General features: G+C 62.0%; 21 protein-coding genes and 2 pseudogenes. 12 read left to right on the forward strand and 11 right to left on the reverse strand.

Annotated elements, in window-relative coordinates:
- The first annotated feature begins 109 nt into the window (after window positions 1–109).
- Genes FHS96_RS27895 through FHS96_RS27910 form a run of 4 tightly spaced genes read left to right on the forward strand, consistent with a single transcriptional unit; the run spans window position 110 to window position 4,896 of the window.
- A complete protein-coding gene (locus FHS96_RS27895) occupies window positions 110–2,329 on the forward strand; it encodes a hypothetical protein (protein WP_429599709.1) in 2,220 nt (739 codons plus the stop codon).
- Window positions 2,330–2,333: 4 nt separating this feature from the next.
- A complete protein-coding gene (locus FHS96_RS27900; protein WP_429599711.1) occupies window positions 2,334–3,071 on the forward strand; it encodes an SDR family oxidoreductase in 738 nt (245 codons plus the stop codon).
- A gap of 32 nt (window positions 3,072–3,103) precedes the next feature.
- Entirely contained in the window at window positions 3,104–4,156 is a 1,053-nt protein-coding gene (locus tag FHS96_RS27905) for a zinc-dependent alcohol dehydrogenase (protein ID WP_429599713.1), read from the forward strand.
- On the forward strand, window positions 4,153–4,896 hold the full coding sequence (locus FHS96_RS27910) for an SDR family oxidoreductase (protein WP_429599716.1): 744 nt from the start codon (window positions 4,153–4,155) through the stop codon (window positions 4,894–4,896). The genes FHS96_RS27905 and FHS96_RS27910 overlap by 4 nt, the downstream gene beginning before the upstream one ends.
- Window positions 4,897–5,036: 140 nt before the next feature.
- On the opposite strand, the gene FHS96_RS27915 is transcribed toward FHS96_RS27910, so the two are convergent.
- Window positions 5,037–6,428 carry a patatin-like phospholipase family protein gene (locus FHS96_RS27915; protein ID WP_429599719.1) on the reverse strand — a complete coding sequence of 464 codons (1,392 nt, stop codon included), beginning with the start codon at window positions 6,426–6,428 and terminating at the stop codon, window positions 5,037–5,039.
- Here FHS96_RS27915 and FHS96_RS27920 point away from each other — a divergent pair.
- Window positions 6,351–6,638: an alpha/beta fold hydrolase gene (locus tag FHS96_RS27920; RefSeq protein ID WP_429599722.1), complete on the forward strand. Its 288-nt coding sequence runs from the start codon at window positions 6,351–6,353 to the stop codon at window positions 6,636–6,638. The two genes, FHS96_RS27915 and FHS96_RS27920, sit on opposite strands and share 78 nt — an antisense overlap.
- A gap of 340 nt (window positions 6,639–6,978) precedes the next feature.
- Here the strand turns inward: FHS96_RS27920 and FHS96_RS27925 are convergent.
- Both FHS96_RS27925 and FHS96_RS27930 read right to left on the reverse strand, forming a co-directional pair.
- Window positions 6,979–7,222, reverse strand: a pseudogene (locus tag FHS96_RS27925) (IS30 family transposase); the annotation flags it as partial.
- Between the two features lie 208 nt (window positions 7,223–7,430).
- Entirely contained in the window at window positions 7,431–8,372 is a 942-nt protein-coding gene (locus FHS96_RS27930) for a GlxA family transcriptional regulator (RefSeq protein WP_429599724.1), read from the reverse strand.
- Between the two features lie 125 nt (window positions 8,373–8,497).
- Here FHS96_RS27930 and FHS96_RS27935 point away from each other — a divergent pair, with 125 nt between their 5' ends.
- Both FHS96_RS27935 and FHS96_RS27940 read left to right on the forward strand, forming a co-directional pair.
- Window positions 8,498–9,298: an SDR family NAD(P)-dependent oxidoreductase gene (locus tag FHS96_RS27935; RefSeq protein ID WP_429599726.1), complete on the forward strand. Its 801-nt coding sequence runs from the start codon at window positions 8,498–8,500 to the stop codon at window positions 9,296–9,298.
- A 42-nt stretch (window positions 9,299–9,340) separates the two neighbouring features.
- Complete coding sequence (locus tag FHS96_RS27940) at window positions 9,341–10,105, forward strand: SDR family oxidoreductase (protein WP_429599729.1); 765 nt, start codon at window positions 9,341–9,343, stop codon at window positions 10,103–10,105.
- 363 nt (window positions 10,106–10,468) lie between these two features.
- On the opposite strand, the gene FHS96_RS27945 is transcribed toward FHS96_RS27940, so the two are convergent.
- Window positions 10,469–10,744 (reverse strand): hypothetical protein, encoded by a 276-nt coding sequence (locus FHS96_RS27945; RefSeq protein ID WP_429599732.1) that lies wholly within the window; start codon window positions 10,742–10,744, stop codon window positions 10,469–10,471.
- A gap of 476 nt (window positions 10,745–11,220) precedes the next feature.
- A complete protein-coding gene (locus FHS96_RS27950; protein ID WP_429599734.1) occupies window positions 11,221–11,634 on the reverse strand; it encodes a BLUF domain-containing protein in 414 nt (137 codons plus the stop codon).
- Between the two features lie 142 nt (window positions 11,635–11,776).
- On the opposite strand from FHS96_RS27950, the gene FHS96_RS27955 reads away from it, so the two are divergent.
- Window positions 11,777–12,433 (forward strand): response regulator transcription factor, encoded by a 657-nt coding sequence (locus FHS96_RS27955; RefSeq protein WP_429599736.1) that lies wholly within the window; start codon window positions 11,777–11,779, stop codon window positions 12,431–12,433.
- Window positions 12,434–12,551: 118 nt separating this feature from the next.
- Here the strand turns inward: FHS96_RS27955 and FHS96_RS27960 are convergent, their stop codons facing one another.
- The 3 genes from FHS96_RS27960 to FHS96_RS27970 form a co-directional block, all read right to left on the reverse strand.
- Window positions 12,552–14,090, reverse strand: a complete 1,539-nt coding sequence (locus FHS96_RS27960; RefSeq protein WP_429599739.1) for a PAS domain-containing sensor histidine kinase — start codon at window positions 14,088–14,090, stop codon at window positions 12,552–12,554.
- A 215-nt stretch (window positions 14,091–14,305) separates the two neighbouring features.
- A complete protein-coding gene (locus tag FHS96_RS27965) occupies window positions 14,306–14,533 on the reverse strand; it encodes a hypothetical protein (protein WP_429599741.1) in 228 nt (75 codons plus the stop codon).
- 180 nt (window positions 14,534–14,713) lie between these two features.
- Window positions 14,714–15,106, reverse strand: coding sequence for a hypothetical protein (locus FHS96_RS27970; RefSeq protein WP_429599744.1), 393 nt, complete (start codon window positions 15,104–15,106; stop codon window positions 14,714–14,716).
- A 764-nt stretch (window positions 15,107–15,870) separates the two neighbouring features.
- Between FHS96_RS27970 and FHS96_RS27975 the strand changes: the two genes are divergently transcribed.
- Window positions 15,871–16,173, forward strand: a complete 303-nt coding sequence (locus FHS96_RS27975) for a DUF6894 family protein (protein ID WP_429599746.1) — start codon at window positions 15,871–15,873, stop codon at window positions 16,171–16,173.
- On the opposite strand, the gene FHS96_RS27980 is transcribed toward FHS96_RS27975, so the two are convergent.
- A complete protein-coding gene (locus tag FHS96_RS27980; RefSeq protein WP_429599749.1) occupies window positions 16,091–16,846 on the reverse strand; it encodes a Crp/Fnr family transcriptional regulator in 756 nt (251 codons plus the stop codon). The genes FHS96_RS27975 and FHS96_RS27980 overlap by 83 nt on opposite strands.
- Before the next feature lie 353 nt (window positions 16,847–17,199).
- On the opposite strand from FHS96_RS27980, the pseudogene FHS96_RS27985 reads away from it, so the two are divergent.
- Window positions 17,200–17,601: pseudogene (locus tag FHS96_RS27985) on the forward strand (transposase); the annotation flags it as partial.
- Window positions 17,602–18,021: 420 nt separating this feature from the next.
- On the forward strand, window positions 18,022–18,381 hold the full coding sequence (locus tag FHS96_RS27990; protein WP_429599751.1) for a response regulator: 360 nt from the start codon (window positions 18,022–18,024) through the stop codon (window positions 18,379–18,381).
- Window positions 18,382–18,796: 415 nt separating this feature from the next.
- Here FHS96_RS27990 and FHS96_RS27995 read toward each other — a convergent pair whose 3' ends face one another.
- Together FHS96_RS27995 and FHS96_RS28000 are read right to left on the reverse strand one after the other, a co-directional pair.
- Complete coding sequence (locus FHS96_RS27995; protein ID WP_429599754.1) at window positions 18,797–21,634, reverse strand: PAS domain-containing protein; 2,838 nt, start codon at window positions 21,632–21,634, stop codon at window positions 18,797–18,799.
- Between the two features lie 392 nt (window positions 21,635–22,026).
- Entirely contained in the window at window positions 22,027–22,371 is a 345-nt protein-coding gene (locus FHS96_RS28000; RefSeq protein ID WP_429599828.1) for a transposase, read from the reverse strand.
- A gap of 1,190 nt (window positions 22,372–23,561) precedes the next feature.
- Here FHS96_RS28000 and FHS96_RS28005 point away from each other — a divergent pair.
- The gene (locus FHS96_RS28005) at window positions 23,562–24,386 is read left to right on the forward strand and encodes a DUF2243 domain-containing protein (RefSeq protein ID WP_429599756.1); all 825 of its coding nucleotides are present in this window, start codon (window positions 23,562–23,564) and stop codon (window positions 24,384–24,386) included.
- The last annotated feature ends 98 nt before the right edge of the window (window positions 24,387–24,484 follow it).

Genomic DNA, 24,484 nt, shown 5'->3' on the forward strand with positions numbered 1-24,484 from the left:
CACCGCCATCGCCGTTGATCCGTCAGCCTACACTGACACACGAGAATCAACGACGATTCCAGCCGGTTCCTTCAACCTGCCAAAGTAGTGCTAGTAGGAGGCGTTCTTCATGCCGACCAAGGCCGCGCATGCGACCTATGCGGTTACCCCGAACTTTCTGTCGCTGCGCGACGCACTTCGCGCCGTCGACGAGCCGATCGCCCGCTTTGACATGGGGGAGCTTCGGGTCGAGATCAGGGCCGTTCATGACTCAGTCTTTGCCCTAATTCGCCGCCCGGGTGCCGGGGGACTGGCGATCCGCGCCGCCTATTTGAACGCATCATTCAGCTGCAAATCGGTTCGGGCCAAATCGGGTGAAGCCGCTCGGATCGCGGTTACCAGCGGGATGGGCGAGCACGAAATCATGTTCGTCAATAGCCGTGAAGCGCTTGAACGACTGCGGATCACCGTCCGCCTGACACCTGCCACGGATCTGATCCTGCCCTTCGCGCCACGAGACATTTATCCGTTGGGCACCGACGATGACCCTTTGAGAGCTGCAGGAACCATCGAAGCCTCTCAGCGGGGCCTGAACGCTGGAATTCTGTACTTCAGGATCGACGAGCCCGCCTTCGGCAATGTCCTGTACCTGCAAAACCTCACTGCTCTGAACGACTATTTTCGGGCAACTGGAGCGAAGCCGAAGGAGGTGGTCGGCGGGGAGTGGCCCGAACTGGGTTACCTGCTGCCCACGCCCGAGGCCGACGCTTGTCCTGCTGATGTCTCGCTGAAGCAGGGCGAACCGGTGACATTGTCGGATGTGATCCTGGTTTTCCGGCATGAAGCGCCGCCACACGAGCGCGAATCGGCGCGCCAATTCGTGCAGATGCTCGGCAGCGCCTACAAGATGCTCGATCTTCCGCCCGTCCAGTTTCGCGATTGGGCAGACCGTGCAGAACGGGCGGCAGGCGATCTGGCGGAAGCGCCGGAAGCCACCATCCGACACTATGGCAACCTCTATGTGCACCCCTACACAGCAGCGGAATATCCGGACATCATGGTCCAGATGTCGGTGATCACGGCATTGCACGATTGGGGCAAGTGGCGTGGCGAGCCCCATCCGCTCGAGGCGAAACTCAAAAAGGGCCTCCGGAAATTCTACGATCCCAAGCTCAAGACCCTCCGGCGATATCTGCCGAACGTCGGGAAGGACAAAAATGCCGACGCCGTCGACAGCTGGTACCTTTATCATCCGCTGTTGAATCTTGGCATCCTCGCGCTCGACGGGGATGAGGATGCCCGCGCTCTCTTCCTCGATTCACTCGATTTTGCAATCCGGGCGGCCCAGCAATTCGACTACCGGTGGCCCGTCCAGTACGACATCACCGACTTCTCCCTCATCGAGGAGACGGCGCCGGCCGACGGGAGAGGTCAGACGGATGTCGGCGGGATTTATGCCTGGGTCATGCTTCAGGCTTTTGAGCTGACCGATGACAAGCGCTTCCTCGATGAAGCCAAGGCGGCGATCGAAGCCGCGATCGGATTGCGATTCAATATCAATTATCAGGCCAACCTGACGGCCTGGGGTGCTGCCGCGTGCATGAGGCTCTGGCGGATCACCAACCGCGACGTCTACCTCGAACAGAGCTATGTCTACCTGGCGAGCTTCCTCCACAATGCCGTGATCTGGGACAGCCAGATCGGGCACGCCGCGCATTACGAGACATTCCTGGCGGTCACCTGCCTGCAGGACGCCCCGTATATGGCGATGTACGAATGTTTCGACAGCTTTGCGGCTTTCGAACGCTATCTTGACGATGGCGGCCCGGATCTCGAGCCCGAGGCGCGAATGCTCGTGAGCGAATATTGCAAATATGCGCTGTCCCGAGCCTGGTTCTATTATCCGGACGCGCTCCCTCCTGAGGCGATCTCGCAAAAGCAGCGTGAGACGAACGGCCATATCGACTCGGAACTCTCCTTCCCGCTGGAGGACTTGTATCCCGACGGCCAGCCTGCGGGGCAGGTCGGCCAGGAGGTCTATGGCGCCGGCGCCGCCTTCATCTTCGCATCCCGCGCCTTCCATCATGTCGAAGGCGCCCCCTTCCGTGTTTACTGCGACTATCTGGTCCGCGGCATCGAGAGAACCGGTGATCGGGCGCTGACGATCACACTCCATGGCGGCGAGGCCTGCACAGCCAATCTGCGCCTCGTCCGGTTGAAGCGCCGCAAGTTGACCAAGAGCACGGTGACGACGGCTGAAGGAGACATGGTGCGACCGCATGAAACGTCGGACGATCGCATCGACTATCATGTGCCCGCAGACGGGCGCGTAATTGTTTCGTGGGAGTAGGACGATGCTCGAACACACGGACCTGTCGGGCAAGCGCATCCTCCTGACCGGCGGCACGACCGGCATCGGTCGTGCGACGTTGGAGCTGCTGGCAAGCGAAGGTGCGCGCATCCTAACCTTCGGTCGGGACGAGGAGGCGCTTGCCGACACGCTCACCGGCACCTCCGGCGGTGCTGCCGTGGTCGGGATCACAGCCGATGCCGCGACCGTAGAAGGTATCGAGCACGTCTTCCAAGCCGTGGACGCGAAACTCGGCGGGATCGATATTCTTATCGCCTGTGCGGCACTCGGAGCCGATCCGATCGATCAGATGGCCGAAGGAGACTGGCGTTACGTCGTCGAGACCAACCTCGTCGGCTATCTGGCCTGCGCCAAAGCCGCGATCGAGCGGATGGAGGCACAGGGCGGCGGCCACCTGCTGTTCGTCGGCTCGATCAGCACCGAGATCAAGGCGGTCGGCGAGAGCGTCTATTCCGCGACGAAGGCGGGCATCCAGGCCTTCGCCGAAACGCTGCGCAAGGAGGTCGCCGATCGCAACATCCGGGTCAGTGTCGTCCAACCCGGATCGGTCGACACCGATATGCAGGAATGCAGCGCCGAGGAGAAACGCGCCGCACGCTCGCGGCACGAAATGCTGCAGGCTGAAGAGGTGGCCGAAGCGATCCGCTTCATCCTCACACGCTCGCCGGCCTGCGACATCGTCAACCTGCGGATCGAGCCCCGTCTCCAGAAGACGAGTTGAGGCCGATACACCCTAAAAGCGAGACCTTGCGCATGAAGGCTGCCCTCAAAACCGCCGAAGGTACGTTCGCCGTCACCGACGTCGAGCGGCCGATCCTGCCGACATCGAACTTCGTGCTTGCGCGGGTCCGCGTGGCAGGCATCTGCGGCACCGATCTGCGTCACTGGAAGAAGCAGGAGCCGGAGCTCGAATGCCACATCATGGGGCACGAACTCGCCGGTGAAGTGGTGGAGGTGGGCGACGCGGTCACCAACGTGAAGCCCGGCGACCGTGTCGTCATCGAGACGGTGATGGGTGATGGCACCTGCGAATATTGCCGCATCCAACGCTACAACATTTGCGAGCATCTCTACGATGTGCGCACTCAATATGTGTCGCGCGCTTATGCCGAATATGTGGCGGGCCCGGCCGAGAAATTCTACAAGCTGCCCGATCATGTGAGCTTCGAGGCAGCGTCGTTGATCGACACCTTCTCGGTCTGCCTGCACGCACAGCACCTTTCGGGTCTCGGCATCAACGACAAGGTGGCGGTGATTGGGGCGGGGCCGATCGGCCTAGGCCAGATGATGCTGGCAAAGGCGAGCGGCGCCGACGTGATCATCTGCGACCTGGTGAAAAGTTCGCTCGATTTGGCGACGGAACTCGGCACGGACGCGGTGATCGACAGCGGCACGGAGGATGCGGTCGAGCGAGTGAAGGCGTTCACCGGCGGGCGCGGCGCGGACATCGTGTTCGAATGCGCGGGGGGCGAATCCATGCCGCATACCCTGCCTCTTGCGACGAAAATGGTGCGACGTGGCGGCAAGGTCGTGATCGTCGGCGGCTTCGATGCCGGCGAGACTGCGATCCCGCTCGAATGGCAGCGGATCCAGATGTCCGAAATCCAGCTTATCCCCAGCGCCAGCTTTGCCATGCACGACATCTACCGCGAGCAGGGAATGGTGCTCGACCTGATCGCGAAAGGACGGATCGACGTGAGTAAGATGATCACCCACCGATTTCCGATCGACCGGATCAATGAGGCGTTCGACGTCGCCGACCGCAAGCAAGAGACGGGTGCGGTGTTCGTGGCGATCACGTTATGAGCGACGCCACGGTCCTGGCAGGCAAGCGGGTGCTCATTACCGGCGGCGCGGGCGGCGTCGGCCGAGCGGTCGTGGCGCGAATGCTGGAAGCGGGCGCGCTGGTGCTGCTCACCGATCGGCCGGACGCGGACCTGTCCGGTATCGCAGCCCCCGCGGGTGCAACCGGGACGCTGTATCGCCATGCGGCAGACCTGGGGCATAGCGACGAGGTCGCCGCATTGTTCGACGCGGTGGATCGCCAGCTCGGTGGGCTCGACATCTTGGTCGCGTGCGCGGGTGTCGGCTCGGGGCCCTTGATGGAGATGGACGACGCCGGCTGGCGCAACGTGCTCGACAGCAATCTGGCGAGCTATGTCGCCTGCACCAAGGGGGCGGTTGACCGTATTCGCGCTGGCGGAAGTGATGAGGGGATGATCATCCTTGTCGGTTCGATCAGCGTCCACATCAAGGCAGTCGGCGAAAGCGTCTACAACGCAGCCAAAGGCGGCGTCGCATCCTTCGCCGAAACGCTACGCAAGGAACTGATGCCTGAACGCATCCGGCTGACGCTGATTGAACCCGGAGCGATCGGTTCAACGATGCAGCCCTATACCGCCGCCGAACGGCAACGCTTTGTTGAGCAGTATGAAATGCTCCCGCCCGACGAGGTCGCCGACGCTATCCTCTACGCGGCAACCCGGCCCAAAGGTGTTGATGTCGTGACGCTCAGGATCGAGCCGCTTCATCAGAAGATCTGCTAGCCGGAAAAGCCGCCGACCGCCTGCGGTTTCGCCGCCAACGCGTTCGCGCGCCTCGTGCGTGACCGGCACAACCATTTTTCCCCTATGCGCGACGTTGCCGCGTAGTGGCGATGTGAGCTTGTGATCTCTACGCCGGGTGATTAGCCGGTAAGTGGCGCCAACCCCCATTGAACGCTCGCGAGCCGGTGCTGGTCGTCGGGCGCGAGCACAGCCAGGCCGGGCTGCCCCAGGGCATGAGCCGGGGCAGAGAGCTGCTCCAGCGCCCGATCGACTGTCTCGAAGCCGGCCCGCCAGCGTCGCGCGGCCGACTTTGGAGAGAAGTCGAACGCCTTGAGGCTGACCTCGTCGGCTTGGTTCGCATAGGCGAGGTGCAACAGGGTGACCGATGCGGCATCGCCTTGCCGTGCGCGCTCGGCAAAGAGCGCCTGCCATGCCGCGATCGCCCGGCGGCTTTGCGTTGCGAACATCAGGTCCTGCGCGCGTGTGAGGGTCTCGCCCAAGTTTAGCGGGCGCGGCGCGCGGAGCGGCAGCAAGTCGATCGCGATGCAGAGCAGCGGCTTGTCCTGTGGTTGCGCGAGCACGACGTCGAGCGGCAGGTTGATCGAGATGCCGGCATCACCGAGCAGCCGCCCGCCGATCTCGACCGGCGAATAGACCGGCAACAGCGCTGCGCTGGCGCGTATATGCTCTGGCGCTACGTGTGCTTTGGCGCTGTCGAACAGGACATCCTCACCCGTATCGATGTCAACCGCGGTCGCAAAATAGCGTGTGGCGCCGCCATTGAGCCGCTCGAAATCGACGAGCTTCTCGAGCGTCGCCTCGAGCGGAAGGGCATCGTAGAGACTCGACGGCTCGAGGTTGCCGAACGGATTGAACCAGGGGCCATAAAGCGCCCGCGGGTTGAACAGACCGGGTTGGCCGAAAGCGAGTGACGATATCGCCGATCTCACGCGGCGAGCTTCTTCGGCGGACTTAAGATCGAATGTCGGCATCTCATTGTTCAGTGCGGGGCGCCACAATCTTTCGAGCGCGGCGCGGCGCTCGCCCGGCGGGTTGCCGCAGATGATCGCCCCATTGACCGCGCCGACGGAGGCGCCCGCGATCCAGTCGGGGACCAACCCATGTTGTTCCAGTGCGCACCATGCTCCGGCCTGAAATGAGCCGAGGGCATTGCCGCCGCTCAGGACAAGCGCAAAGCGATGGTCGGCGAAGGGAGGAGCTGTGTACATCTGACGGTTAACGCCCAGCCAGCATGATGGTGTCGGCAAGACGGGTTGGTGCCTCAAGAAATTGGCTGATCCATGTAAAGGGCAAAAACGGTGGCCCCGGCGCCCTGTTGGGACTTGATGACGTCGTCCTCGCTGCTCGAACCCGGCTGGAGGGAAGCCCGCCGGCGAGCCCATAACCTCGATCTGCATGTCGTCGAGGCGGGTGAGGACCGCGCTCCGCTCGTCATGCTTCTCCACGGCTTCCCGGGATCCTGGTGGGCATGGCGCAAGCAGACCACGCCGTTGGCTGAAGCCGGCTATCATGTCGTAGTGCCTGACCTGCGCGGCTATGACCGAGGCGACGCGCCCGAGGTGGTCGAGCACTATAGGCTCGGATTGCCAGTTGCCGATGCGGTCGCGCTAGCAGGCGACTATGGCGCAGGGGGCTTCGATCTGGTTGGGCATGACCCCGGGGCTTGCTCATTACCTGGTGGGCGGCAGCCCATCATTCCGAGCGGCTTAAGCACGCCGTGATGATGGACGGACCACATGCCGATGTCTGGCGGCACCAGGCTTTGGAGCACCCGACGCAGGCGCTGCGCAGCACTCATATCCTGGCGTTCCAAATCCCATGGCTGCCGGATGCAGTGCTGACTGCTTTCGGCTTCTCAGCACTCCGCACACTTATGCGGAGTAGCGCACACAAGGACATGTTTGAGCCCGGCGCGCTCGATCGCTAGGTCGAATGGTGGAAATGCGGCTCGATCACCGCTATGCTCGATTACTATCGGGCATTACGCCAGCTAGAGGATGGCAAGACGCCACGCATTCGTGTTCCGAGCCAGGGCGCGCCTAAGCCGGGCCGCCGGCGCCCCATCGAACGGCCAGAAACCAGAGCTCGCAAGATCTCTTCCCGCTCGGACGCGGTCAGCGCCCATACCGATCGCCTGCGCTCGGCCGGCCGTATCCTGCCGACGGCGACAGCACCGAAAAGATCGATGACGACTGCCGGTCGAAACGGCGACCGATCGATTTCATCGACTCGCCGCGCTGCCAACGGTCCCAAATCTCAGCCCGCTGCGCTGCCGAGTAATAGAGATAGGCTGCCGCTGCTTCATCGCTCACACCCCTTTTCGCCTCGAGAATGACGTGTTGCAACCACGCGTCGACCCCGCCTCCAGGATCCGACGCTCGCGTCTGGCAGCAGTCCACCACTTTGCGACGTCATTGATCAGCTACGCGAACGGCAGATTGAGGCAAAATTCGCTGTTCTTTGCTCCTGCATTCATCGGCAGGCAGGCACCTAAGCCGAAATGGATTGGGCATCTACGCCACTCTGGCTAGCCTGCGCAGGGTCTGCGGTGGTTGACCATATTGGCGCAGGAAGGCCTCGCGCATGCGGCGGATGTCGACGAAGCCGGCCTCGCGCGCGATCTGGTCCATCGGATGACGTGTTTCTTCGATCATCAGCCGCGCCGCCTCCAGACGCATTTGCTCGACTGCCTTGGCCGGAGTCTGGCCGGTTTCGGCGCGGAAGGCGCGGGCGAACTGGCGCGGCGACAGGGCAGCGATGTCTGCCAGTTCCTCTACCGTCAGCGGATTGGCAAGGTGCGCCTTGGCGAAGATCACCGCCTTCTGGATGCGGTCGCTGCTGGGCGCGAGTTCCAGCAGTTCGGAGTGCTGCGACTGCCCGCCAGCGCGGCGATGGTGCATGACGAGACGGCGGGCAATTGCGCCAGCCACGTCCCGCCCCAGATCCTTCTCGATCAGTGCAACTGCGAGATCGAGCCCGGCAGTGAGACCGGCCGAGGTCCACACTGCGCCCTCGTTGATGAATATGCGATCATCCTCGACGCGGATGTTGGGGAAATCCTCGCGCATCTGGCGGGCATAGGACCAGTGCGTTGTCGCGCGATGGCCATCAAGCAGGCCCATTTGCCCAAGCAGGAAAGCGCCGGTGCAAAGCCCTGCCACGCGGCGCGACTCTCTGGCCATCGTACGCAGGGTTTCAAGCGTCGCTTCATCTTGCCGTGGCGGCGGCGAGAGCCCGGCGAGCAATAGCAGGGTATCGACCTTGCCGACCTCGGCGAGGGCCACGGTGGGCACGGCAAAGCCGCTAGACGAGGTGACAGGGCCGCCAACGACCGAAGCGATTGAAAGCGTGTAATATGGCTCGCCCCTCACGAGGTTGGCGAGTTCAAAGGCTGCCTGCACGCCCAGTGCAAGGAATTGGAAGCCGGGGGTGAGCACCATGGAAACGTGTGGCACGAGCGGCTCCGAAAAGACGTCCTGAAAACGTAGTTTATACGTCATACAAGACACACAGGTTCCCGTCCATAAGGTCCGTGTCGAGAGCGATGGCGCTCTGCCCGACACGAAGAAGGACCAGGACCATGACCGCGAACTCCAAGGGAACCGCCCTGATCACCGGCGCATCGACCGGCATTGGCGCGATCTATGCCGACCGTTTTGCAGGGCGCGGCTACGATCTCATTCTCGTCGCCCGCAACAGGGACAAACTGCAGGCGCTGGCCGCACAGATTTCGGACAGGACCGGGCGCACGGTCGAAGTGCTCGCCGCAGACCTTGGCGTTGCCGCCGACCTCGCCCGCGTCGAGAAGCTGCTGCGCGAGGATGCCAGCGTGACCGCGCTGGTCAACAACGCCGGGATCGGCACGCACACCACGCTGCTCGAAAGCGATGTCGAGAAGATGGCGGCGATGGTCCAGCTGAACGTCACGGCACTGATGCGCCTGACTTATGCCGCGGTGCCCGGGTTCGTGGCACGCGGCGGTGGCACGGTGATCAACATCGCCTCGATCGCCGCGGTTGCGCCCGAGTTGCTCAACGGCGTCTATGGCGGCACCAAGGCTTTCGTGCAGGCTTTCAGCACCTCGCTCAATCACGAACTGGCCGACAAGGGCATACGAACCCAGGCCGTGCTGCCGGGCGCTACCCGCACCGACTTCTGGGCGCTGGGCGGGCTGCCCGTTGAGCACCTGCCGAGCGAGATCGTGATGGATGCCGAAGACATGGTCGATGCCGCCCTGGCCGGGTTCGATCAGGGCGAGACCAGCACGATCCCGGCGTTGCGCGACATTAAGCTGTGGAACGCCTTCGAAGCCAGTCGAGCCGCCTTGGGACCCCAGCTTTCCGCAACCCGTTCCGCGCCGCGCTTCAACGTCGCGGCCTGATTCCTCCCTCCAGCAATCCTCTACAGACAAAGGACAATTCCCGTGAAACTCACCGGCAACACCATTTTCATCACCGGCGCCACCAGCGGCATCGGCCGTGGCCTTGCCGAGGCGCTCCACAAGCTGGGCAATCAGGTGATCATCTCCGGCCGCCGCACCGCGCTGCTCGAGGAGGTGACCGCAGCCAACCCCGGCATGGCATCGATCCAATTAGACGTGACCAGCCTCGACAGCATCCAAGGCGCGGCACGCGAACTGGTCGAGCGCTTCCCTGAACTCAACGTCGTGTTCAACAACGCAGGCTTCATGCCGTTCGATGACGTGAGTGGGCCGGTTGACGACGATCTGGCGCAGGAGCTGATCACCACCAACCTGCTGGGACCGATCCGTGTGACCTCGGCGCTGATCGAGCACCTCAAGACCAGGGCCGAAGCGACCGTGCTCTATACCAGCAGCGTGCTCGCCTATGTGCCGATCGCCAGCAATGCGATCTATTCGGCGACCAAGGCGGCGCTTCACTCCTACGCGCTGTCGCAGCGGTTCCAGTTGCGCGGCACCGGGGTGCGCGTGCAGGAGATCGCGCCACCGTGGGTCGACACCGACCTGATCTATAAGAGCGGCGATCCCCGCGCGATGCCGCTGCCCGACTTCATCGCGGAGACGCTGGTGGCGCTGGCGTCCGATGCGCCAGAGGTGATCGTCGATGCCATCCGTCCGTTGCGTGACAATCCCGGCGCCAACGAACACGCCCTGTTCGAGGCCTTCAACCAGAGCCTTGTCGAAAATCCCATCCCGACCGGCGCCTGAACCGTCGTCGGCCCCCTTACAGAAGAAGGGAAATCATATTGCCCCCGTATCAGTGTCCTCGAAATCGCTGCGCCTCCCATAGGACCGCGGACCACGCTGGGCGCAATCAATGGCAAGCTGGGCCGCGTGCCCAACTTCTTCCGCGTGCTCTCCGACAACTCGGCCGTCATCAATGTCCACGCCACCTTGAGCCCGGGGGCTGGGCAAGGCTTTGGACCTCAAGACGTGCGAACGCATCGCCGTTGCGGTGGCGGCGGTAAACGGTTGCGAATAGTGCGATCACGCTCATAGCCTCGCCGGCTACACTTTCGCCAAGCTGAGCAGAAGGAAGTGGACCTTGCTCGTCAGGGTAGCTCCGGCGATTCAGATGGCGCAGCAGCAACGGCCTTTGCTCGTAATGTGGCAGAGACCCGGGGCAAGGTTTCGGCGGAAGATATCGCGACAATCCGCGACGCCGGATTTAGCGAAGGTCAGATCGTGAAGATCGTGGAGGTGGTTGCCGAGAACGTCTTCACCAACCCGATCAATCATGTTGCTGGCTGCGAGGTGGATTCCCTGGAAATCCAGGTCGCCGCTCTCAATGCTGACAAAAATTTTGCAGCCCTGTGCGGTTTCGAGACGCGCAGGGCTGCGGCTCATCGAAGGACAGCTAACGGCAACACTGGCCGTAGGTCGGATCTTCCGCGAACGACCGCAATGTCCCCAGATCGCGACAATTTGGTGCGCGATTTGTTGAACGGGGCCGGTGTCCGCTCTCGAGCGAGACGGAAACCCGCCACCAGGGCAAGGATTGGCGCTAAGCGGACAGAAGGCTTGAACATCAGACCGCGGCTGCTCGCATCCCATCTTTCGTCGAGGCCAGCGAGCCACGCCGCCGAGAGCAGCCGTTCGTTTAACTATATCAGTCGCGATTCTCCATCTCCGAGCGGCGCCTTCGAGAAAGTGCATTCAGGAACGGGTTTCAAGAAAGCGGATTCACCGGCGGCCGGCAGCGCAACCGCTTGCGCGGTTGCCCCGTTAAACCTCCCCTATCGGGAATGGCGTCATCTTCCCGATCGGTGCCGCGAGTTGGCTGATACGAGCAGAGGCTTAGGCGGTTTGTCGAGGATTGCGCTTCATGAGCGCAGCTCCTGGAGCAGCCGCATCAGCGTTTCGCGTGCGGGCTCCCCCTTCCCCACGGCATCCAGCAGCGAGATGTCGATCTTTCGGGCGATGAAGGATGCTGGTCCTGCATAGGCAAGCGCCCAGCCCGTGAAGGAACGTCGATCGACAGGTTCGAACTTCAGGGTCGTAACCTGATGATGACGGGGATCGCGCTCGATCGATGTCCTCAGGCGTTCGATCACCGAAAGCGGTCCCTCAATGAACTGCGAGAACCGACCCTGCGCCAGCACCAGCGCACCCGTGACGTCCAGCTGTTCGTTCCGCAGTCGCGATACGGAAACGATCGCGGCTGTTTCCTCATCCAGCATCGCGGGTTCGATCAAGCTCCGGCTGACGTAAAACCAGCAGTGCAGCTCCATCTTCATCATCCCGATCGCTCGACGGCGACGCTCCGAGCAGATTATAGATCGCGTCGCCCAGGCCGCGATCATATGGAGTCGGGCCAGTGTGGCAAGTTCCCCGCCATACAGGCGCGCGGCATGGTTGAGAGGCTTCGGCGGAGCTCGTATGGCAGAAGGGCAGATCATTGCCGTGCTGACGACCGATGCCGCCGTTCGTCTTGCTCTCGGCGCTGCGCTTGGGGAACACGGCTATCGCGTCCACCCGTTCATAGATGGCGGCGACCTCGTTGAGGCATTCGCTTATCTCGATCCGGTCTGCGCGATCCTCGACACCCGCCTGCCTGCAGCCAGTTCGATCGACATCGGGTCGCTCGTCGCCGATCGCCCGCAGTTGCCCGTGCTGGCGCTCGTGGCCGCGGGAGACATGCGAGCAGCAGTTCGTGCCATCAAGAGCGGCGCGATTGACGTCGTCGAGATTCCCATGATGGATCGGCAGCTTCTCGATATCCTTGATGCCCTCGTGCCTGCTGATACACCCCGCCATCGAATTGCATCGCGTCGATCACATGCGGAAACGAAGCTGGCAGGGCTGACCCGCCGCGAGCGGCAGGTCGCTTCCGGCATCCTGGCCGGCATGACCAACAAGGCGATTGCTCATATACTGGGCATCGGCGTTAGAACCGTGGAGACCCAACGCGCCGGGCTGTTCCACAAGCTTGCGGTGAGAAGCGTCAGCGAGGTGGTGCAACTGGCGCTCGAGGGCGGTCTCGAACCTTTGGATCTTGGCAGCCCCCCCGCGGCGACTGAAGCGCGCGTCGCATGAACGCTCCAGTCGAACGCGCCTCGGAAGACGTGCAGGCGTCCCGGTACGTCCGATGCCCCGATCCATGCAATGCGGCAGCCAGCTCTGCTTATTTACCGGGCTCTCCGATCGGCAGAATCTATGCCTGCAGACGATCGGGGCCGATCAACTCCAGCACGGCCGCCGCAAGCGTCTCCAGCTTGTATGGCTTTCGGATGATCGGGAATTCGCGCTGATCTGCCGGTATGAACTGCTTGCTGCTGTAGCCACTGGCGAGGAGCACCACCGTATCGGCGAAGCCTTCATTCACATGACGCGCGAGGTCCAGACCGCTTTTTCCCGGCATCACGATGTCGGAGAAGACCAGATCGAAGCGTTCACGGTCAAGCAGCCGGATGGCTTCTTCGGCATCGGCAGCTTCCGCGACAACGCATCCCAGGTCTTCCAGCAGCTGATGTGCAAAGTAGCGGACATGATCGCTGTCCTCAACGAGCAGGACGCGAAGGCCGGGCGGCAGACGGAGCGACAGCGCGACCGGCGCCCTGCTGGAAGGGTGTTTGGTGGTCGTGGGCAGGCTAATGACGAGCGCCGTTCCTTCTCCCATTCGCGAGTGGATCATGGCCGATCCGCCGGATTGCACCGCAAATCCATGGATTTGTGACAAGCCCAGACCCGTGCCCTTTCCGACCGGTTTGGTAGTGAAGAAGGGTTCGAAAACCCTTTCCAGCATGTCTTGCGGGATGCCGCTGCCGGTGTCGCTGATCGTGAGAGCGACACGGTCCTGACCGTCCACGGTCTCGTTTCTTGTGGTGATGGTGATGGAACCGCCCTCCGGCATGGCATCGCGCGCGTTCAGAACCGCGTTGAGCAGGGCGGCCTCCAGGCCCGTAGGGTCGATCTCCACCGGCCACAAGGCCGGGGCGAGGTCGAGCCGAAGCGTATAAAGGGTGCCAAGTGTTCGCTGGAGCATCTCGCCCATCGCATCGAGACGAACACTCAGGTCCATGACCTCGGGCTCGAGGGGCTGGCGCCGCGCGAAGGCAAGCAGTTGCGAGGTCAGGCTGGTCGCCCGATCCGCCGTTTCCAGCATGACGTGAAGGTAGCGCTCGCGTTTGCCAGCCGGAAGATCAGGCTGCCTCAGCAGGAAGTCTGCGGACCCGCGCACGACGGTCATGAGATTATTGAAGTCGTGTGCGATGCCGCCGGCAAGCTCGCCGAGCGCCTGCAATTTTTGCGATTGAAGAACCACCGCCTGGGCTTGGCGAAGATCCTCTTCTGCCTGTCTCTTGAGCGTGACATCGCGCGTGATCTTCGCAAAGCCGACGTGCCTGCCATCATCGTCATAGATCGGATCGATCAGCACGTGGGCCCAGAACAGCGACCCGTCCTTTCGGACGCGCTGCGCCTCGGCTTCAAACTTTCCCTCACGGAGCGCGGTTTCCAGCGCGATCCGCGGCTTGTCGAGCGATCGGTCCTCGGCAGTGTAGAACATCGAGAAATGCCTGCCGAGAACCTCGCGTTCCTCGTAACCCTTGATTGCCTGAGCGCCCGAGTTCCAGCTGCTGATGCGGCCGCCCGTGTCAAGCATGTAGATCGCGTAATCCCGCACGCCCCGCACCAGGATGCGAAACTGAAGGGCGTTGTCATGCGCCGGGTCGATTGCAGAGCCTTGGGCCAAGATCTTACTCCATACCGGATCAGGCGGGGCAGCCGATTGCCGGCATTTCTCCGCTCGTTCAAGCAAGCGGTTCCGGCATTTCCGTCGTTCATAACCTATATCAGGATCCTGGAAGAGCGACCGCGTGAGGCGCCAAGACCCGGTGCATGGGATCGAGGCATTCTCTTCCGCCGGCTGGCGCCTCGCCGGGATTGACCAACTGAGCCCATTGCGGCTCAGACCCTCGGCGCATTCCTGATCGCTTCCACCGCGAAGGCGAGGCTGCCCCACATCTCAGCACCTCGTTCGTCGCCCGCCAGATGCATGATCGCGCGACGCCCGAAGATGAAGGAATCGCAGTTTTCCAGCGTGACGAGTACGCTCGCAATTTCCGCCACTTCGCGAGCCCTCAACGGGCGGGTCGGCGATTGAAGCAGCTTCTCGTTGAACTCCGAGATGGGCATGGCAGCGATCCTGATCCCAAGGAAGCCGACAATGACCTCCTCTTCTGCCAGGCCACGGAGACCACATTGCGGTTAACCGCGAGATAAGCGGTTATCCGTATTTCTACGGAGATCTATCGCGACACGTGCCACCTCATGCCGGCTTCTGATGACGCGAACGGCCCCTCGAGCACTCGGACCCTATGGGCTTCGGGCCGTTACATCGTTCATCAGCGACATGCCCTCAAAAAAGCGATCAAGCCGCTCCATTTGGTCATCGGTAAGCCTGATGCGGGCGCTAGCAGCATCAAGGTCGAGCGATCTCGTGACTTGCCCGAGGCGTTCCATCTCCCGTACCCAACGCAAGGCGTTGGATCCGGGGACGCGCGCACGTCTGCAGGTCTCCGCAACGGTCATGTCGCGCCCTTCGCATGCTGCGACATAGAGTTCCAGCAACATATCCCAGACGGGATCGGCGAAACGGTTGAGAGAGAGGACTTCATCGCGAAGATCACGGCCGCGCATAATGAGACGCGCCCACTTGAGGCGTTCGGCGCGGGCGCCCACAGTCCTCATGTTGACCGTATCGGCCATCGGGAAAGCATCACTAAGCACGCCAACATCGCGCCTACAGCATCCTGCAAAGCATGTGTCAGGTCAAGACCGCGTCCGAGGAAGAATTTTTCTTCACGGTCCGGTCCGACTTAGCCCCAGGCCAAGCTTGAGACCATGACCGCTCCGCCTGACCACACGCAATGTGCCTTTCTCATCCCGCTCTGCCGCCTGCTGCCTGGCCCCGAAGCGACGCTCCGCGCGGCCAACGGCCTGGACCGCGCCAAAGCAAGCCAGCCGGCAGCGATCTGCACCCCGCCTCGCCGCTGGCCCCGCCGTCATCAAGGCCAGGCGGCGCCCTGTGCGCGTCAACGCCCGTCTTGCCAGATCGAAAGGCTTTCTGCCGACCAGCATCTGCATCCACATGGGATCATTTCCGACTTCTTCGACCCTGCGCTCGCCATGCTCCGCGCAGTGCTCGATGGCGAGGCGCTCTGGAGCCAGCAGGTTAGCGTCTCGCTAAGGCGCGGTCAGACCGCCAGAGCAGCCGTCGGGACAATTGGGAGCCGGTATGCAACACCCGCGACACCGTCATCGTCACTGCCTCATCGCGAGGACGTCACCGAGACGCGCTAGGCGCAGCGGGCCGTCGCCACCCTCGGTCGCAGCCGCACCGCATTGCGACCGAGATCTGCGTGCTGGTGTCCATCCGCATTGGCACGATAGACATGTCACGAGATCACGCGCTCATAAATAAATAGATTGTTTACTGATTCGTGGCAGCCTTGGGGCAGATGGAGATTCAGATGCCGCGCTATCATGTGACTTTGCATGAAGAAGAAGCTTACGTAGATACTGAAGGTCAAGAATTTCCAGATATCGACGCCGCCACACGTTTAAGTGTCAGCACTTTAGCCAACATTGCTGAAACTGTCCTTGCCGATACATTGTTGTCTTATCATGGACGCGTCGAGGTTTCGGACCAAAATGGTCGATTGCTGAAAACTGTTCACCTCGATTGCGCAGTTACCATTGTAGATGCACATTTCGATGAAGATATCGCCGATCGAAGCCAGCTACATGGTACAATTGTTGCCAGTCCAATATAATCAAATCACGGCCGCGGTTTGCAATTAAGCCGTCTGCCTTAAGACCCTGAAGCGTACGATTGGCATGGACATTCGTCATACCCGTCATGTCGCCAATTTCCTCTTGGGTGAACGGGAAAAGCACCTCATTGGGCGGCACAAGTGACACGTTCCGCTCTCGCTCATGCACTTCGCAGATGAGGTGGGCAACACGGGCGCGTGCAGATTGCTTTCCGACGTTCACAAGCCACGTCCGGGTAATAGAGGCGTCAATCATCGACTCTACCCACAATGCTTTGAGAAGCGCGGCGTGCTCGGTAGCCACGGCGAGGATATCCTCCCGCGCGATAAACGCTACGGTGGCGGGAGTTAAGGCCTGAACGCTGTGGTCGGCAACCTGCATGACGCTGTTCGGCAGATCGACCCAATCGCCGGCAAGGCTCAGATTGACTATCTGGCGCGCCCCTCTGGACGTCGTCTTATGTCGCGCGAGAAAGCCGGAGATCACTATCGCGCAACGGCGTGCAGGTTCGTCCTCTACACTGATATATTCTCCCTTCTCGACGCTGGTGAGCGTGAAGGGCAGGGAGAGCAGGGCATCACGCTCATGGTCGCTAAGAGCCGTGTGTCTGCACAACAGATCGACGGCACGATTAAGCGCAGCGCCATCCATGGGGCTTTGTTTTGTCAGCACGGAGCACTCCCGGTACGCGATACAGAGCGAGTAGAACGAACTTGAGAACGCATGTGCAGTCAAGCGACGTCAACGCCATCCGGGTCGACGCGCCTTCGCTGCCGGCAATCCAAGCACATCGACGAGAAGGGAAATGAATCGGTTCGACGGCTTTCGCGGTCGCTGTGGGAAAAGTAGGCACTGCTAGCGTCGCGGGGGCGCTGGCCGGTTTCGGCCGCACCACAAGGCAAGCGAGACGACAAGGCAAGCGAGACGACAAGGCAGAAGGATCATGGTGCGAAGCGGAAGACGCCAACACAGGAGCAGGAAGCAAGCGCTCCTTTGCCTGATGGAACGTGATTTTTTCCCCTGAGGTAGCGCGCCGGCTGATGACGATCCCCGGCATCGGCCCGATCGCTGCCACCGCGATCGTCGCGCTCGCGCCGCCGGTCGGGACCTTTGCCAAGGGTCGCGATTTCGCCGCCTCTCTCGGGCTCGCGCCGCTCCAGCACTCGACAGGAGGCAAGCAAAAGCCTGGCCGGATCTCGAAGATGGGAGAACGCACCATCCGGCGGTTGCTCATCATCGGAGGCAGCTTCGTCGTCAGGCAGGCGACCGTGCGCGGCGCGCCGGCAAGATCATGGCTGGAGCGGATGCTGGCGCGCAAGCCGCGCATGCTCGTCTCGGTGGCACTGGCCAACAAGATGGCGCGCATCGAATGGGCGGTCATGACCAGAAAAGAGGATTACGGAGGTCCGGCAGCGGCCGCGGCGTAAGCCTGGACAGCGGCCAGAGACGTCGGGGACGTCCGCGGTCGAAGGAGGGTATGGCGCACAACGGTCGGCGAGAGGGGGCCGAAGGAACCAGGGAATGGCGGAGCGCTAGCCAAGCACGGAAAGCTGATGTGGTTCCGATCCGCGAACTCCCATGCTGGCCCGCAGCTATGGCGGTGCTCGTCGAGGGCGGACAGGCGACATCATCCGACTACGTGCCGATCTACCCCGATTTACCGCTTGCATCCGTAGGGGCGTCCACAGATGCCGTTCGACCGGTTTTCTGCGTCTCCGGCCGATCGCACCTGAACTCGCCAGAATCTAACGTAGGTTATTATGACCCTGTCAAACAAATAACGCCCCCTTAAGGCTGATGAAAGACGCCCTCATTTATCCGTCTAATGTGCTCGGAAAGGCGGATTGATGAATTCCAACATATTGGCCGGCCGCCGCATCTTAGTGGTCGAGGATGACTATTACTTGGCGCGGGAGTTGGTGGAGCTCCTCGAGCGGGTGGGTGCTACGATCGTTGGGCCTTTCGCGACCGTGGGAGACGCTCTGAGTTCGCTCGAGCGGGCACCGGACGCCGCCATCCTTGATCTGTGCCTCGTTGATGAGACATCGCTGCCCGTGGCGCATCGGCTTGAAGAGAGGGGCACACCTTTCATTTTCGCAATAGGGGCGCCGAACGAGCTTCCGGCGTCACATGGCGCACATTCAGTCTTATTGAAGCCCGCGAATGACGCTTCCATCCTGCGCGCACTTCGCGAAGCGCTCGCTTAGTGTTCGCTCCCGGGCTCGTCGACTAATCTGTCTTCGTGGCAAAATTCCGACAATCAGATGCCGACTCTTCGGCGAAGCAGCGTCGCGAGGCGGCTCATGTTGATGGGCTTCTCACACCGTGGAAGATGTTTGAAGTTTCCGGGGATGGCGCATTCGTCATAGCCGGTGTCGAGCACGACCGGAACGGATCGTGCGACCAGGCTTTCATGGCGGAAATGTCCGGCTCTCCCCCGAGGTTCACGTCCACGACTGCCGCGTCGGCGCTGCTTGAGAGCGGATTGGATCCAGCGCTTCCTCAAGCGTGCCGACCGACCCTACGACGCCCGCACCTGCATCCCCGAGCTCGGTTCGGAGATAATCCCCCAGCATATTCTCGTCTTCGATCACGAGAATGCGCCGGCCGCTAAAGCTGCACTCAGGCTTGGGCTAACACCTCCGTCCTACTCTCCGAGACAGGCATTGAGATCGTGCAATGCACCCCATCCGAGCCGAGCGTATAGCTCGTCTTCGCCATCAGCTGGTAAGGCAAGGCGTGCTCGATGAGCTCGCGCCCTTGACCAGTGCCAGTCGGCCGCGAGCCAGAGGCAGGCATCTCCACCCCGCTCTCCCGCCAGTCGATATGGAGCCAGGGCTTGTTGTCGGCGCCGGTCCGCTCGATCGTCCATGTGACGGCAAGCCGCCCCTGCGGCTGCCCGAGCGCCCCATATTTCACGGCGTTGGTGGCAAGCTCGTGGAGCGCCATTGCGAGCATCTGAACTGTCGAGGAGCGGATGCGGATGCCGGCCGGCCCGACGAGCGTAACTCGGTCGGACCCGCCGTCCATGGCAGCCAGCTCCGTGCGGACCAGTTCATCGAACCTGACGCGATCATGCTCGTCCAGGCGCGAGAGCAGGCCCTGCACGCGGGCAAGCGCATCGAGCCGATCGCGAAAGCGCCTGCGGAACTCCGTCAGGTCAGAACTCGCGCGAGCGGTCTTGTCCGACATCGATCGCACCACGCCTATCAGGTTGCGTGTCCGATGCTGCAGCTCCGCGACAAGGACCTGCTGCCGCTCCGCCCCTTCGCGCCGTGCCGTGGTGTCCGTCATCGCCCCGACCATCCGGATCGCTTGTCCATTCTCGTCATAGAAGAAGCGGCCGCGCCCTTGCAGCCAATGGACCGAGCCGTCTGGATGAACCGTCCGGAATTCGTGATCGAACTCCGCGTGAGCTTCCTGGGCCTGACGCAACGCCGCTTCCGCCGCGGGACGGTCATCCGGATGGATGCGCGCCGCCCACGCTTCGTAACTCGGCGTCACCTCGCCAACCGCATAGCCCTCCATGCGGAAGTGCTCGTCCGACCAATGGATGTCCCCGGTGAGAACATTCCAGTCCCAAAGGCCCAGCCGGCCTACCTGGACCGCGCTGCGTAGCCGTTCCTCGCTTCGCTCAAGCAACTCCTGCGTGCGCTTTGCATCCGTAATGTCGGAGCCGATGCCGCCAATCAAGTTCACTGCGCCATCTTCGCCGACGATGGGAAAGTCGGTGTTCCGTAGCCAGCGGATCTCGCCGTCAACAGGACGCCTGATACGGTATTCGAACGTGACGTGCTCACCTTGGCGGACGCGGCGTATATTCTCTGCGGCCATGTTCCGGTCTTCCGGGACGATCTGTTCCAGCCACGACCTGAAATTGTCACCGGTGAGCACCTCCTCGCGGCTGAGGCCGTAGATCGCTTCAAAGGCGGGTGTCAGATATTTCCACTGCATCGCTTCCGCGTCGCGGATCCACAGGACGTCCTGCGACGCTTCTCCGAACTGGCGCAGCCGTTCTTCGCTGTCGCGCAGTGCCTCCTCGGCCAGTTTGCGCTCGCCGATGTCGTCGAACAGGATGCCCACGCGCCGCTGCTCCGGCTCGTCGACGCGAAAGGCATAGACGCTGTACCAGCGGCCCAGCGCATCCGCTCGGGCTTCGAAGCGCCTAGGCTCGCCCGTTAGCGCAATCTCGCCATAGATGTCGAACCAATGCTGCTCGTGCTCAGGTGCGATATCGCGCATGAGGCGGCCTTTGCCCTCAAGAATGCCGGTCTGGCGTTCGAAGGCGGGGTTCACGTCCAAAAACCGGTAGTCGACGGGTGCATCGCCCTCGAAGATCACTTCGATGATGCAGAATCCTTCGTCAATCCGCTCGAACAGCTCGCGATAGCGCTCCTCGCTTGCTCCCAGCGCCAACTCGGTGCGGGCGCGCACGACCTCCGCCCACAACCGCTCCGCGACTTCTTGGACGAGGGCAACCTCGGCGTCGGTCCAGCGCCGGGCCTCCTGCTGATGGACGCTGAGATTCACCAGCAGCTTATCGTCGACCAGCAGCGGGACGCTGAGCAAGGCGCCCACACCCACCTGTGCGATGGCGGCAAACGCTGGTTGATCGACGTGGCGGCGAATGTCGTCGATCCGCACCGTGCGATCGGCGCGGAGGTCGTTCAAGACGGGACCTTCGTAATCTTCCAGCTGCATGCGCGCCGGAAAGGGTGGAACGCCGTCAGCGCACCACCCGCCGAAGATGTCGGCGATGCCTTTCGCTTCATCGAACTCCGCGAACAGAACCCGCGTCGCACTTAGCCGCTCGCCCAGGCGTCGAGCTGCGACCTTGACCTTTTCGCACGCTCCGCGTTCGGCCCTCATGGCGTCGCCCAACGCGAGCAGGAAAGTCTGTCGCTCCTCACGCGCCGCCAGTCCACTGCGCGCCTGTTCCCGCTCGACCGCGACCAGAATGCGGTCGATCACCGGACCCAGCACCATGGAGTAGGTCTTGAGAAACTCGATACTCGCCAGATCAAACTCACGGGGTTCCCGTGCGTCGACCTGCAATAGACCCCACGGTCTGCGCCCAGGGAGCAGGATCGGAACATTAACGAGGGCGATGACGCCATGATCGCGCAGGAAAGATGGAAACTCGAACCGATCCTCACTGGCGATGTCGTTGGTGATGACCGGTTCCGTCCTTTCAATCGCAAAGGCTTCGGATGAGCGCTCGCTCAAGCAGACACGCTCGTGCCCTACGATCCCGGGTCGCCAGCCGACGCCGGCGCGCACGACGGCCGTGTTGCTCTCGCGCTGGATCTCCAACACCTTCGCCAGATCGGCTCCCAGCGCCTCGGCGATGAGTCGGCAGCCTTCGTTGAGGATCTCGTCCAAGTCCTCGTGATCAAGCACGAAGTCTCCGAAGTCGGCCAGCGCCCGCTGGCGCCGCATCATCTCGATTTGATTAGCCATCTTCCTTGAACGCCTCGCAGGCTGCTCGGTTTAATCATAGCTGCAATCAGCTTACTGCAGACACGCTCGATCCGAGATGAAGGTTGGCGTCTAGTAGCATGAGAATCAACCACAGCTTTGTCCGCTCCCGACAATAGCGGTCACTCGCCCGCTTCAGCGCGAACGGCAGCTAAGTTGTTTACTTGATTTTGCGCATGCGCCTTCCTTCGAGTGCCCGGATGCCAATGGTTGTCTCCGAGGTCATCGAACGGCTTGAGAAGCCTGCTGTCCGAGCCTTCATGATCGCGGCCGGGCGATGGTGGGTGGACGTCTCTGGGTCTCCAGCGAGGTTGAACCTCCACTTACCTGACGAGATCGTCCGGGCATGGCTGATCGGGATGAGGAGCGCTGGATCAGACCCAGCGGAACTCGGTCTCGGTCAACCAAACGGTGTGCAACAGAACGGCGAGTTTGCGTGCCACGGCGACTTTGGCTCGCTTTGATCCCTTGGCTTCAGCCAGCTTCCTTCCTGATTGCTGAAAGGCGAAGGGTCGCTTGACCCGGGTGAGAATGACGTTGGCCGCTTCATACAGCGCGCGGCGCAGCATCGGATCTCCGGCTCTTGAGATGTGCCCTTGCGTGTCGCGCTCGCCTGATTGGCTGCGACGGGGGACTAGGCCAGCATAGGCACCAACATCCTCGCTTCTGGCAAAGCGGCGGGGATCTTCAATGCTCATCGTGCAGGCGAGTGCGGTGATCGGGGGACTGTGGGACTGTCGGAAATTTTGTGCGTGAGGCCAGTTACCGTCATCAGATGACGAACCGTTCGCCGAAAACTACGGCGAATTGGGTCTTTGCCTCAGCCCACTCACGAGGCGGCGCGCTTCTGCAATATGCGCTGCGATGCACGCAGCTGAGCTCCGATCGCTTACATCGAAGATCGCCGTAGAATCATGCTGCGACATGCCTTCACGCCTGTTCTCGCCCCCGACACCCGAGGAGAAGCCCACCTTGTTCATCACCTGTGACACCCGGAACACGCCTCATTACCGCCTACAACTTCGGGCGCAGACTCAAGACCCTTCGAGGCCTCATCCCGAAGAAGCCATCTGCAAGCCTTGGCACGTCGAGCCGGCCCGCTTCACATCAGATACGCACCAGCAAATCCCGGGACCAACCATCCAGAGCGCTTCTCGCGCCGTGGTCGACTTCTCCGCTCGAACATGCCAGAACGGCGCAGTCATAGCGAAAATTAGCGCAAAGCGGACGTGCCGACGGATGAAGCGGTCAGCCGTCGAGCGTCCCTTCGGGGCGATCGACGTTCACTCAGCTGAGGATGACCCGCGATGCGATTTTGCCGCAGCGCATGCACCTCCGACGATTCTCCGCCGGGTATGAGCGCCTGTAAGGGCGCCACATCGTCCACTGGTGCGCAATCCGACATAGCCAATGGCTCATGATGCCACCTCATCAACAGGGGTTCGTCTGTGCTTTTCTGACGAAGATGTGCACGTCCAACGTGTTGCGAAGCCTAGGGATGAAACCCACCCCTCAATAACATAGGGCAACGACATCGCGATGGCGGCAGGAATGTCTTTGTCGTCTGCCTTTATCATCGGGTGAAAGGCAGGTCGCGGTAACGCGATGCGCTCCGGTAAACGCCCGAAAAAGACGGAAGTCATGGTTCGATAGGGAGTGCGGACGAAATCCGCCGGGCAGATTCGGACGCGCGAAGCGGTGGCCTCGGCGCCACTCTCGGCGTCCGCGACATGGTCCGACATGCAAGCGCACCAGCGCGATCCTACTAACCCAGGTGAACCCGCGGGAACTCAGCCAGCGGTCGCGCGATGGAGCCATATCGCCAGCGGGCGGCAGATGATGAACGAGGGCCTCTCGTCACCCCAAAATCGTTGAGGCGTACGATGGCTGCAGCTTCAGGAGCGGGGAAATGATGTCAGGAGGACCAATCCGCTCTGCCGCGAAACATGCGGACGCCCCTGCCCCGCGCGCTTCAACCTCGGGCCTGATCCTGCCGACGGCAGTCATCGGCATTGGGCTGAGCGGCTTCTTCGACGGCATTCTTCTTCACCAGATCCTGCAATGGCATCATCTGCTCAGCCTCGTTCCCGGCGAGCCCTTCCGGGATTTGGGAACGCAGATCCTTGCCGACGGGCTGTTCCACATCCTGATGTATGTCATCACCGCGGCGGGTTTATGGTTGCTGTGGCGCCGCCGATCGCTGCTGGCCGTTAGTGGGGGCCGGGTCGTTGCGGGCGGCGCCCTGCTCGGCTTCGGTCTTTGGAACGTTGTCGATGTCGGCATCTTCCACTGGCTTCTCGGGCTTCATCGCATTCGTGTGAACGTGCCGGATCCGCTTTTATATGATGTGGTTTGGCTGACGCTGTTCGGCTGCGGGCCGCTTAGCCTTGCCTGGCGGACCCTGCGCCAGAACGGCTTCAGCCGCAGGGGAGGCGGCGGTGTGACCATCTCCATTCTCGCGATGCTTGCCCTGGCGGGTGCAGGAGGCGCAGCCCGACCGGTCAAGGACACGCGGACCGCAATCGTCCTTTTCACGCCGGGAACGTCGCCCGGAGAGGGATTGGACGCGGCGGCGAATGCGCGTGTCCGCGCAATTTGGGTCGACCCGCGCGGCAGGATGATGGCGGTCTCGCTCGACGATCAGGGCGCCGAGCAACGCCTGTACCGTCAAGGAGCGTTGCTCGTAACCCGCTCACCCGTGCTTGCCGGCTGCGGAACTCGGCTGAGGGCATGACTCCTGAGCGTTCTTTCACCAGGCAAGGCGAAGGCAGAGCGGCGGCGGCACTGACAGGCGGAAGGCCATTCAAGGTTATTGCTACCCCTTTTGAAAGT

The organism is Sphingomonas zeicaulis (genome assembly GCF_050433225.1).
GTDB classification, from domain to species: domain Bacteria; phylum Pseudomonadota; class Alphaproteobacteria; order Sphingomonadales; family Sphingomonadaceae; genus Sphingomonas_D; species Sphingomonas_D zeicaulis.